General features: G+C 73.2%; 8 protein-coding genes. 7 read left to right on the forward strand and 1 reads right to left on the reverse strand.

Annotated features, from left to right (window positions below):
* Positions 1–80: 80 nt before the first annotated feature.
* The 7 genes from ACFWUZ_RS22780 (at position 81) to ACFWUZ_RS22810 (ending at position 9,866) form a co-directional block, all read left to right on the forward strand.
* On the forward strand, positions 81–1,076 hold the full coding sequence (locus ACFWUZ_RS22780; protein ID WP_384375726.1) for a DUF3068 domain-containing protein: 996 nt from the start codon (positions 81–83) through the stop codon (positions 1,074–1,076).
* A gap of 252 nt (positions 1,077–1,328) precedes the next feature.
* Entirely contained in the window at positions 1,329–2,528 is a 1,200-nt protein-coding gene (locus ACFWUZ_RS22785) for a glycosyltransferase family 4 protein (protein ID WP_384375729.1), read from the forward strand.
* Complete coding sequence (locus ACFWUZ_RS22790; RefSeq protein WP_384375732.1) at positions 2,525–3,256, forward strand: class I SAM-dependent methyltransferase; 732 nt, start codon at positions 2,525–2,527, stop codon at positions 3,254–3,256. Before ACFWUZ_RS22785 ends, ACFWUZ_RS22790 begins: the two co-directional genes overlap by 4 nt.
* The gene (locus tag ACFWUZ_RS22795) at positions 3,253–7,371 is read left to right on the forward strand and encodes an alpha-(1->3)-arabinofuranosyltransferase family protein (protein ID WP_384375735.1); all 4,119 of its coding nucleotides are present in this window, start codon (positions 3,253–3,255) and stop codon (positions 7,369–7,371) included. Before ACFWUZ_RS22790 ends, ACFWUZ_RS22795 begins: the two co-directional genes overlap by 4 nt.
* A gap of 71 nt (positions 7,372–7,442) precedes the next feature.
* Positions 7,443–8,717 (forward strand): condensation protein, encoded by a 1,275-nt coding sequence (locus ACFWUZ_RS22800; protein WP_384375738.1) that lies wholly within the window; start codon positions 7,443–7,445, stop codon positions 8,715–8,717.
* Positions 8,714–9,643, forward strand: a complete 930-nt coding sequence (locus ACFWUZ_RS22805; protein ID WP_384375741.1) for a hypothetical protein — start codon at positions 8,714–8,716, stop codon at positions 9,641–9,643. Before ACFWUZ_RS22800 ends, ACFWUZ_RS22805 begins: the two co-directional genes overlap by 4 nt.
* Positions 9,627–9,866, forward strand: coding sequence for a Trm112 family protein (locus ACFWUZ_RS22810; protein WP_384375744.1), 240 nt, complete (start codon positions 9,627–9,629; stop codon positions 9,864–9,866). The genes ACFWUZ_RS22805 and ACFWUZ_RS22810 overlap by 17 nt, the downstream gene beginning before the upstream one ends.
* A 149-nt stretch (positions 9,867–10,015) precedes the next feature.
* On the opposite strand, the gene ACFWUZ_RS22815 is transcribed toward ACFWUZ_RS22810, so the two are convergent.
* Entirely contained in the window at positions 10,016–10,384 is a 369-nt protein-coding gene (locus ACFWUZ_RS22815) for a PRC-barrel domain-containing protein (RefSeq protein WP_384375747.1), read from the reverse strand.
* Positions 10,385–10,808 lie beyond the last annotated feature (424 nt).

The raw sequence follows: 10,808 nt of genomic DNA on the forward strand, positions 1-10,808 counted from the left end.
CCGTTGGGGACCTTTCGTCGCACCACCGCCTTCACCACCGCACGGTCTGTGCCGACCCCAATCCCTTACGGAGCGTAATCATGTCCGTGTCCACAGGTCAGATCCTTGACCAGCCCGCCGGCGAATTTCCCGAACCCGCCCCGGCGCCCCGCCGCCTGTCCCGCGCCGGTCTGGTGCTGACCGCAGTCGCGGCCTTCCTTCTGGTGCTGGCGCCGCTTCTGCACTGGTACGCGCTGCCGAACCTGCGCAAGACACCGATCGACACCAACACCACCACCGTCTTCACCGGCAGTGGCACGGTCTTCGACACCAAGGCCGTCGCCGTCAGCCCGGTCCAGGACCTCACGCTCACCCGGCGGGTGCTGGGCAACGTCGCGCAGAGCAGCCCGACCCGCGCAGTGATGGACATTTCCACCCAGATCGACACCGCTGCCACGCTCGAACTCCGTGACCCGCGGAAGTCCGTCCAGTGGACGGTGGAACGCTGGGTGACCGACCGGCGCACCAACCTGCCGCTGCACTCGCACGGGGAGACCCCGACCTTCTCCGGCGAGGCGTACCTGAAGTTCCCGTTCGGCCTGGTCAAGCGCCCGTACGCCTACTGGGACTCGACGCTGGGCGACACCGTCACCCTCGACTTCCAGGGCACCGCGACCGTGAACGGCCGGTCCGGCTACCGCTACGGCGCCGTGCTGGGCGCGACCAAGGTCGGGACCCAGCAGGTCCCCGGAAAGCTGCTCGGACTGGCTGACCGCAGCCAGGTCGTCGCCGACCGGTACTACGCGAACGCCGGGTTCAGCGTGGTCGTGGACCCGGTCACCGGCACCGTGATGGACGCCCGTACGCAGCCGCAGGTGACCCTGCGGACCTCTGCGGACGGCCCTGACCTGCTGGTCCTTCTGCGGGCGGATCTCACCATGACGGAGGGGACCAAGGACGGCCAGGTGCGGACCGCGCAGGCCGCCGCCCGCAAGCTCGAGCTGGTGGGAACCACCGCCCCCGTCGCCGCGGGCGCCGCGGGCCTCGTCTGCCTGCTGGCTGCGGGCGTGCTGCTGCGCCGCCGCGCCTCGCGCTGACACCCGTCACTCGCCCCGGTGACAGAGGAACCATGTATTCCGCGCGAACTCGACCGGAATTTAGCAATTACGTGAGTAGTACCGGGCGGTAGCAAGAGCACAGACTGGCGGCGCGCGCCACCAGCGCGCCGCCAGCCGCATCCCCCGGTCCCTCCCGTGCGACTGCCCCACCGGTCACCCCCGGTCCCCTGAGCCATGCCCTCACTGCCCTGACCCTCACTGCCTTGAGCACCGCCCCTCCCAGGAGCTCCCATGGCACATCAGACGTCCCCACACCCACCCCCTGCCCTGACGGCCGCCAGGCCGTTGCCGGAGGTCCCGCACCGGATCACCGTCCTGGCCTGGCGCGACCTGGCCAACCCCGCCGCCGGCGGCTCGGAACTGCTCGTCGACCGGCTGGCCTCCGGGCTGGCCGACCGCGGCCACGAGGTCACCCTGCTCTGCGCAGGCCCGGAACCGTCCGTCGACCGCGCCTACCGCGTGGTCTCCTCCGGCGGCACGTACGACCACTTCCTGCGAACCCCCCGCGCGTTCGGTCGCAGCGTCGGCGAGACCGACCTGCTGGTCGAAGTCTGCAACGGCGTCCCCTACCTGGCGCCGCTGTGGCACAAGGGACCGGTGATGTGCCTGGTCAACCACGTGCACACCGCACTGTGGGACCAGCGCCTGCCCGGCCCCGTCGCCCGGGTCGGCAGGATGCTGGAGCACCGTGCGCTGACCCGTACCCACTCCCGCAGCCTGATGGTCGCGGTATCCCCTTCCACGGCCGAGGCGATGGCGCGCATGGGCGTACCGCCCGACCGCATCCACATCGTTCCCAACGGGGTCGAGGCCCCCGCGCCCCTGCTCCCCGAATCCGACGAACCGCTGTTCACCGCCGTCGGCAGGCTGGTGGAGTACAAGCGCATCGACCTGCTGCTGCGCTTGTGGGAGCGGGTCCGCCCGATCACCGGCGGCAAGCTGGTCATCGTCGGCGACGGCCCGGAGCGCACCCGCCTGGAGGCGCAGGCCGGACCCGACGTGGTCTTCGCCGGGCGGGTCGACGAAGCCGAGAAGCACCGGCTGCTCTGCCGGAGCTGGCTGCTGCTGCACCCCTCCTCGCTGGAGGGCTGGGGCCTGGTGGTCACCGAGGCCGCCGTCCGCGGCACACCCACGGTGGGATTCGAGATCCCCGGCCTGCGGGACTCCGTCGTCCACGGCCGCACCGGCCTGCTCGCCCAGGGGGAGAGCGGGTTCGCCGCGGCCTGGTGCGCCCTCGCACTGTCCGCCGAACGCCGCGCCGCGACGGGGGCGGCGGCCCGCCGCCACGCGGAGCAGTTCTCTTGGGAGCACAGCGTCGACCGCTTCCAGGCCGCCGCCGCCGAGGCGGTCGCCCTGCACCGCTCCGGGCGGGCCGGGTTCAGACGCACCACGGCCGAGCCCCCGGCCCCGACCACGGCGGAGCGCTCGTGAAAGACCCCTCCCTGCGCCGCTCCCTCGCGCTGTTCCGCGCTTTCCGCAGCGAGCAGAGCGACCCGGAGAGGTTCTACACACTGCTGGCCGAGGACGCCGCCGACCAGGTCGAGCGGTACACACCCCTGGCCGGGGCGGTGGTGGCCGACGTCGGCGGCGCCGCCGGCCACTTCACCGAGGCGTTCCGGGCCCGCGGCGCGCACGCCTTCCTCTTCGAACCGGACCTCGCCGAGCTTCACTCGCGCGGCGGACGCACACCCGACCACGCGGTCGTCGCGGACGGGTACTGGCTACCGCTCTCCGACGGCGCCGCCGACGTCTGCTTCTCCTCCAACGTGCTGGAGCACGTGCCCGACCCGGAGACCTTCATCAGCGAAATGGTGCGGGTCACCCGCCCCGGCGGCCTGGTGTACGTCTCCTACACCAACTGGCTCTCCCCCTGGGGCGGCCACGAGACCTCGCCCTGGCACCTGCTCGGCGCCGACCGGGCCCGGCGCCGCTACCAGCGGCGCACCGGGCACAGTGCCAAGCACACCCTCGGCGAAAACCTCCACCGGGTGCACATCGGCCCGGTGCTGCGTCACGTGCGCGGGCGGGGCGACGTCGAGGTCCTTTCCGCACGATCGCGTTACTGGCCGTTCCTGGCCGAGACCCTCGTCCGTATTCCAGGCCTGCGCGAGATCGCGTCCTGGAACCTTCTCCTGGTGATGCGGAGAACTTCCGAATGAGCGCCCCCACGCTGCAGCTCCCCGACGCGCCGCCCTCGAGGCCGCGCCCCGAGCCGCGTGCCGGCCGCCGCTGGCTCGCCGCCTTCTGGCTGCTGGTCCTGTCCGCCTTCCTGGCCGCCGCGCCCGGGAGGATCGCCTTCGACACCAAACTCGCCGTCGCGCTCGACCCGGTGGGCTTCCTCGGCACACTCGGAACGCTCTGGCAGAGCGGGGGCAGCTTCGGCGCCCTGTCCAACCAGTACGTCGGCTACGCCTTCCCGATGCTTCCGTTCTACCTGATCACCGACCTGCTCCAGCTGCCGGTCTGGCTGGCGGAACGGCTGTGGCTGTCGCTCGTGGTGACCGCCGCCTTCTGGGGCGCGCTGCGGCTCGCCGAACGCCTCGGGTACGGCACCCGGCCGAGCCGGCTGCTCGGCGCGGCCTGCTACGCGCTGTGGCCGGTGTTCACCATCGTGGTCGGCTCCACCTCCGCCGCCGCGCTCCCCGGCGCGGTCCTGCCCTGGGTCCTGCTGCCGCTCACCCGCTTCGTCTCGGCGCGCGCCGCCGCACTCCGCTCCGCACTGGTGATCCCGCTGATGGGCGGCGTCAACGCGACCTCGGTCGCGGCCTCACTGCTCCCGGTCGGGCTCTACCTGCTCAGCCGGCCCGGCGGCAGCCGCAAATGGCGCCTGATCGCCTGGTGGGTGCCGGGCGTGCTCCTCGCCACGGCCTGGTGGGCCGTGCCGCTGCTCCTGCTCAACTCCTACGGCGCCGACTTCCTGCGCTACATCGAGCAGGCATCCACCACCACCGCCACCATGTCCGCCACCGAGCTGCTGCGCGGTGCCGGGAACTGGGTGGCCTACCTGCACTTCGGCTCGGCCTGGCTGCCCGCCGGCTGGGACGTGGCGGCGAACGTCCTGGTGATCGCCTGCTCGGCGCTCGCCGCAGCGCTCGGCCTGGCCGGGCTCGCCCGCCGTGACCTGCCCGAGCGGCGCTGGCTGCTGCTGGTCGTCGGCACCGTGGCGCTGATCACCCTAGCCGGGTACGGCGGCTCCCTCGGGGCGCCCTTCCACGGCGCGGTGCAGCAGCTGCTCGACGGGGCGCTGGCGCCGTTGCGCAACATCTACAAGTTCCAGACCGGCCTCGCGCTGGCGCTGGCCCTGGGCCTGGCGCACCTGTGCGGGCGGCCACTGCCCCGCACGACCGCCCGCCCCCGGCTGGTCCCGGTGCTGGTCGCGCTCGCGGTACTGCCCGGCCTCGCGCTGCCCTACCTGAACGGAAACATCGTCCAGCCGGGCTCCTTCAAGGCGCTGCCCTCCCAGTGGAAGCAGACCGCGGCGTACCTGACCGCCGAGGCGCCCGACAGCCGGGCCCTGGTGGTTCCCGCCGACGCGCACGGCCTCTACACCTGGGGCTCGACCATCGACGAGCCACTCGACGTGCTGGCGGACTCCCCTTGGGCCCAGTACAACTTCGTGCCCTTCGGCCAGGCCGGTGAGCGCCGCTACCTGGAGGCGATCCAGGAGGCGCTGGCGACCGGCACCAAGGTGCCGGGGCTCGGCGCCTTCCTCGAGCGGTCCGGCGTGCACCACCTGGTGGTCCGCAACGACCTCGATCCCGCGCAGGTCGGCTACATCCCGCCCCGGACGGTACGCGCCACCCTGCTGGCCTCGGGCTACGAGCGGGTGACCGGCTTCGGCTCCCCGATCACCTCCGGGCAGCTCCCGCCCGACACCCCGGTCCAGGTCCAGGGCCTGTACCAGCAGTACGCCGCAGTGGAGATCTTCGCCCCCACCGGCGATGACGCCGCACCCGGCCGGGCCACCACCCGCCCGGTCGCCGACACCACGGTGGTCAGCGGCGGCCCCGAGTCCCTGCTGCAGCTCTCCGCGAGCGGTACGGTGACCGACCGCCCGGTGATCCTCTCCGGCGACCCCCTGCCGGCCGGCACCGGCGCCGCACTGCGGGCCACCGCCGACGGGCAGCGCCGGAGCGACACGCTCTTCGGCCTGGTCGACGGCAACAACTCGTACACCTACACGGCCACCGGGACCAACCCGAAGGACGCCGGCCAGGACCCGGGCGGCGCACCGCGGCAGATCCTGCCCTCGGGCCCGGCCGGTTCCGCCGCCGAGCAGACCACCTCGGTGATCGAGGGCGCCAAGTCGGTCACCGCCTCCTCCTACGGCTCCTGGCTGTTCGCCCTGCCGCAGTACGACCCGGTCGGGGCCTTCGACGGGAACACCGGCACGGCCTGGACCGAGGGCAGCAGCGCGGACCCGGTGGGCCAGTGGCTGCGGATCGACTTCGACGGGTCGGTGGACCTGCCCGCTCTCCTCAAGGTCACCCCGCTCGCCGGGGGTTCGCTGCGGCCCACCATCACCAAGGTGCGGATCACCACGGACCGGGGCTCGGAGGTGAGCGTGCTGCAGCCGCAGGCCGTAGCGCAGAACGTCACCGCTCCGGCGGGGCCCGCGGCCTGGGTGAAGATCACCATCGAGGGCGCCCTCGACGCCTCCACCGGCGTGGGCGGGGCCGGGTTCTCGGAGATCTCGATCCCCGGGGTCAAGGCCACCCGCGTGCTGTCGCTCCCGGCTGCCACGGCCGACTCCTACTCGCTGCACCGCACCCTCGACCTCGGCGGCTCCCAGTCGGGCACCACCGAGACCGGACTCAACCGTCAACTCACCACTGCTGCGGGCGATTTCAAGGTGACCGGCAGCGCAGTCGCCCTCCCCGGTCCTGCCCTGGACGCCCTGCTGGACCAGGTCGCCCCCGGCCGGGCCACCGGAAGGATCGGTATCGAGGCCGACTCCACCACCTCCGGCAGCCCCCGCAACCTGCTCGACGGCGACCTCACCACCGCCTGGATCGCGGGCGGCAAGTCCGCCGTCCGGCTCGCCTGGCAGGGCAGCCGCAGCATCGACCACCTGGTGCTCGGTGCCGCCGGCGGTCTCTCCTCCCGGCCGACCCAGGTGCAGCTCAGCACCCCGACCGACGCCGTCAGCGCGGCGGTGGACGCCAACGGCCTGGTCCGGTTCGCCCCGCTGACGACCGACCAGCTGACGATCACGGTCACCGCGACCGCCCCTGTCGTCGTCCACAACCCGCTCGCCGGGCAGAACCTCCAGCTGCCGGCGGGCCTGAGCGAGGTGCACATCCCGGCCCTGGCTGACCTGATGGTCCGCCAAGACACCCAGGGTGCCCAGGACACCCAGGACACCGCCTTCACTCTGCCGTGCGGCAAGGGCCCGGTCCTCACCGTGGACGGAACCTCCCACCAGACCTCCGTGTCCGGCACGGTCACGGCCCTGCAGCAGCGGCATCCCGTCACCGTGACCCTGTGCCCGGCCACCGGGTCCACCCTGGCGCTCGGCCAGGGCAAGCACCGGGTGTCCGCCTCCGACGACGGCGCACTGGCCGTCACCGACCTCACCCTCTCCGCCCGCGACGCCGGCCCGGCTGCCGATCCCGGTTCGCGCCGGACGGTGGAGGTCATGTCCTGGTCCGGGGACGAGCGCAGGGTGCGGGTCGGCGGGGGCGAAGCCTCCTACCTGCAGGTGCACGAGAACGCCAACTCCGGCTGGCGCGCAACCCTCGACGGCAAGCCGCTGCAGTCCGTCCGACTCGACGGCTGGCAGCAGGGCTACGTGGTCCCGGCGGGCACGGGCGGAACGGTACTGCTCTCCTACGCCCCCGCCACCACGTACGACCTCGGGCTCGTTTTCGGCGGCCTCGCCCTCCTGGTGCTCGCCGGGCTGGTCGTGGTGCCGGCGCTGCGGCGCCGGGGCAGCCGGCCGCACGACCAGCCCGGCCCGCAGGACTGGGACGCATCGGACGCGCCCCGGTGGCTGCTCGGCGTGGTCTTCCCGCTGCTGGTCCTCGGTGTCGTCGGCGGTCCGCTCGCGCTGCTGGCGGTGCCGCTGATCCTGGTCGCGTTCCGGTGGCCGAGCCTGCTGCCGTACGTCGCCGGGGCGGCGATGGCCGGCGCCGGCCTGCTGGCGGTCCTCACGCCCCCGAGCGGGGCGTTCAGCCCGGCCGCCGAGGTGCTCGCGCTGCTGGCACTTGCCGCCACGCTGGTCACGGCGGACCGCCAGGCCACCGTGTCCCGGCACCGGGCCGAGGCTCCGTGACCCGCCCGTCCCTCGCCGCCCCTGCCGCCCGGACCCCGTCCGGGCGGCAGGGGCGCGTTCCCTTCCCGGCCATGGACGAGTACTCACGCCACCTGCTCCAGGAGCACCTGGACGCGGACACCGTCCACCTGGAGGCCCACCTCCCCGGCACCGTCGACGTCGAACGGCTCCGGACCGCCTTCACCCGTGTGCTGGCCGCCCACCCGAACCTGCAGGTTCGGCAGGCCGACTCCCGCTGGTGGCACCGCCGTTACCACTGGGAGCCGGCGCCGATCGGCCCCACCGCCGTGGCGGCCACCGCCGACCTCGGCCCCACCCGCCACCGTGCCCTCACCGAACCGCCTCCGCTGGCGGCCGGCCCCCCACTCCGCCTGGAGACCGCACCTGCACCCGGCGGCGGCACCGCCCTGCTGCTGACGGCAGCGCACACCCTCGCGGACGCCGGCACCTGCCTGCGACTGCTCTGCGACGTCGCCGACCACTATTCCGGCGCCCCGGCCGGGCGCCACTCCGGCGGTCGGCCCGGGCGCCACTCGGGGGACCGCGCCGGGCAGCGCTCCGACGGTTCGGCCGATGCCTCGGCCGATGCCCCGGCCGCGGTCACCGCCCGGAGCGGACGCCCGGTCCGCATCGCGCCCGCCGCACGTCCCACTCCCGGCACAGGTGTCCACCTCAGCGTGCTCCCACTCGCCCGGACCGGCGCCCATGGGCCCCAGCCGACCGTCAACGACCTGCTCTTGACGGCGGTCCAGCTGACCTTGGCCGAATGGAACCACCGGCACGGCCACCCCACCGGCCCGATCCACCTGTCGATGCCCATCGACGACCGCCCGAACGGCCCACTCGCCCCCGGCGCCCCCATGGGCAACCACAACCACCTGGCCACCATCCGCGCCGGTGCACCCGCCCCCGACGCCGGTGCCGCCACGCTGCTGGGCCGGATCAGCGCGCAGACCCGCGCCGCCAAGGCCGCCCCCGTCACCGGTGGCGGCCTCGTCGCGGGCCTGGTCAGCACCCCCTGGCTACCCGTCGGCGCCAAGGCCCCGCTGACCCGGGCCCTGCGTCGCATCGCCGCCCCCTGGACGTCCACCGTCCTGGTCAGCAACCTCGGCAGGGTGACCCACCCCCTCGACTTCGGCTCCGCCGGCCCGGCCGACGCGCTGTGGTTCTCGGCACCCGTCCGGATGCCCCGCGGACTCTCCGTCAGCGCCCTCACCCTCGGCGGCCGCCTCCACCTTGCCGTCCGCCACTGCCACCAGCTGCTCGCCGAACCTGCCGCCGCCGAGATCGCCCGGCGCTGCGCCGAGATCCTGGACGCACTGGCGAGGGACGGAGGACGCCGTTGATTCTCGGAGTCGCGGTCGCCCTGCTCGCCAACGTCCTTTACAGCGCGGGCTTCGTCCTCGAGAAGCGCGCGCTGGCCGTCCTCCCCGCGCTGGACCCCCGCCGCCCGCTGCACCTGCTGCGGACGCTGGCCTCCAGCCCCGGCTGGCTGGTGGGCTTCACCGTGCTGGGCCTGGGCTTCGGTGCCCAGCTGAAGGTCTACCAACTGCTGCCGATCGCCGCTGCCCAGGGGGTGTTCCTCTCCGGGACGGTACTCCTGATCGCCCTCTCCGCCGCCGTACTGGGCGAACGCCCAGGCCGCCGGGAAGTCCTCGCCACCGGCGTCATCCTGCTCGCCCTGCTCGCCGTCATCGGCTCACTCGGCGACGGCGACGGCAACCGGGTGGGTGCGGCGGCACCCGTCCTGCCCCTGCTCGCCGTCTGTCTGCCCTGCCTCGCCTTCGGACTCCTGCTGTTCCTCGCCTCACTGCGGCGAGCCGGCCGCCGGCACCGCCGCCGCAGCTCCGGCGTGCCGTACGGCGTCGCCCTCGGGCTGCTGTACGGGGTGAGCTCACTCGCCATCAAGGGCACCTCGGCCACACTCGCCGACCGGTCGCTGACGGCGGCCCTGCCCGAGCTTCTGCGCGGACCCCACCCCTGGCTGCTCGTCGCCACCGGAGTGGCCGGTCTCGCCCTGTCCCAGACGGCGCTCCAACGCTGCCGCGCCTCCGTGATCGTCCCGGTCACCACCACCGTGTCCAGCATCTTCACCGTCATCGCGGGCACCGTGGTCTTCGACGAAGACCTGCCCACCGAACCGCTCCGGCTGGCGCTCCGCCTCGGCGGCACCGCACTCGCCATCCTGGTCCTGCTCACCCTCCCGCGCCACGACCGACCGCCACCGGCACCGACCCGCCAAGGAGAACCCCACCATGCCGCAACCCACTGAGCCCGACCCTCAGCTCCTTGCCCTCCTCGCCTGCCCCGTGGACAAGGGCCCGCTCATCCACGTCCCTGAAGAGGACCTCCTCTACAACCCGCGCCTCCGGCGTGGCTACCCGATCCGCGACAACCTCCCTTACCTGCGCCCGCTCGACGCCCTCACCCTCGACGACATTCCGCACCAGGAGCTGCTCTCCAGAATCGAGGAGCGCATGTCTTCGGCGTCGTGAGGGCGATCCTGCGGCGTGGAGCTTCGCGGGCGGGCCTACGCCCCGTCCAGAGGGCGGTTCTGCGCTGAAACCGGCGGTGACTCCCACGACGACGCCGGCCCCCACACCCTCCTGGGTGCGGGGACCGGCGTCGTCGTGCGGGAGCGGGATCAGGCGGGGCGGCCGCCGAAGGGGGCGCCGGTGCCGTAGTAGGTGCCCAGCTCCGCCCGGTACCCGGCGTCGCCGAGGTGCTCGTCCCGGTGGAACTCGGGCGCGGCCTTGATCTGTTCCTTCGTGCGGTCCACGAAGACCTTCTTGTCCTCCGGGTCGATCCGGACGACCGTGCTGGCCGGCAGGAGGACCTCCTTGCCGAAGATCCACACACCGGTGTCGACCACCACGTAGGCGTCACCGACCTCGTCGGAGTGCTTGTCGACCTTACCGATGCTGCCGTCGGTCGCCTCGACCTTGTAACCGGTCAGATCAGTACCGGCCAGGTGGCCCGAGGTCGGCTGGTAACTCCACACATGTTCAGTCACGCGAAAAACAACTCCTCCGGTCAACGGAGGACGGCGGGAGAACGCATTCTCCACCGATCCTCCTTGTTCCGTACGTCGTGCTCGGCGGTTGTGCTGCGTTCCGCCTGGACTCCGCCTGCCCCGCCCTGACGACTTCACACACCCCGGTCGAAAGCCGGGACCGGGGCGGCCGTCGATCATTGGAGGTGAGCAGGTCCCCTGCTGCATCACGGCGACCGTCCCGGCTGCTCTCCGGATGCCCCCTGTATCCGCCTCTATTACTTCCGTGTTCGCGAGGGCCTGCTGACACGGCATGGCGGTGGGGGGGGGGGGCCCGGGGGGGGGGGGCGCCCCCCCCCCCCCCCGGGGGGGGGGGGGGGCCCGACGCCGCGGTAGCTGAGGGCTCTAGGGGGGGGGCGGCGTGGCGCGCCGGCGGCGGGCCGGC

Origin of the sequence: Streptomyces sp. NPDC058646 (assembly GCF_042716875.1) — a bacterium.
In the GTDB taxonomy this organism is placed as follows: domain Bacteria; phylum Actinomycetota; class Actinomycetes; order Streptomycetales; family Streptomycetaceae; genus Streptomyces.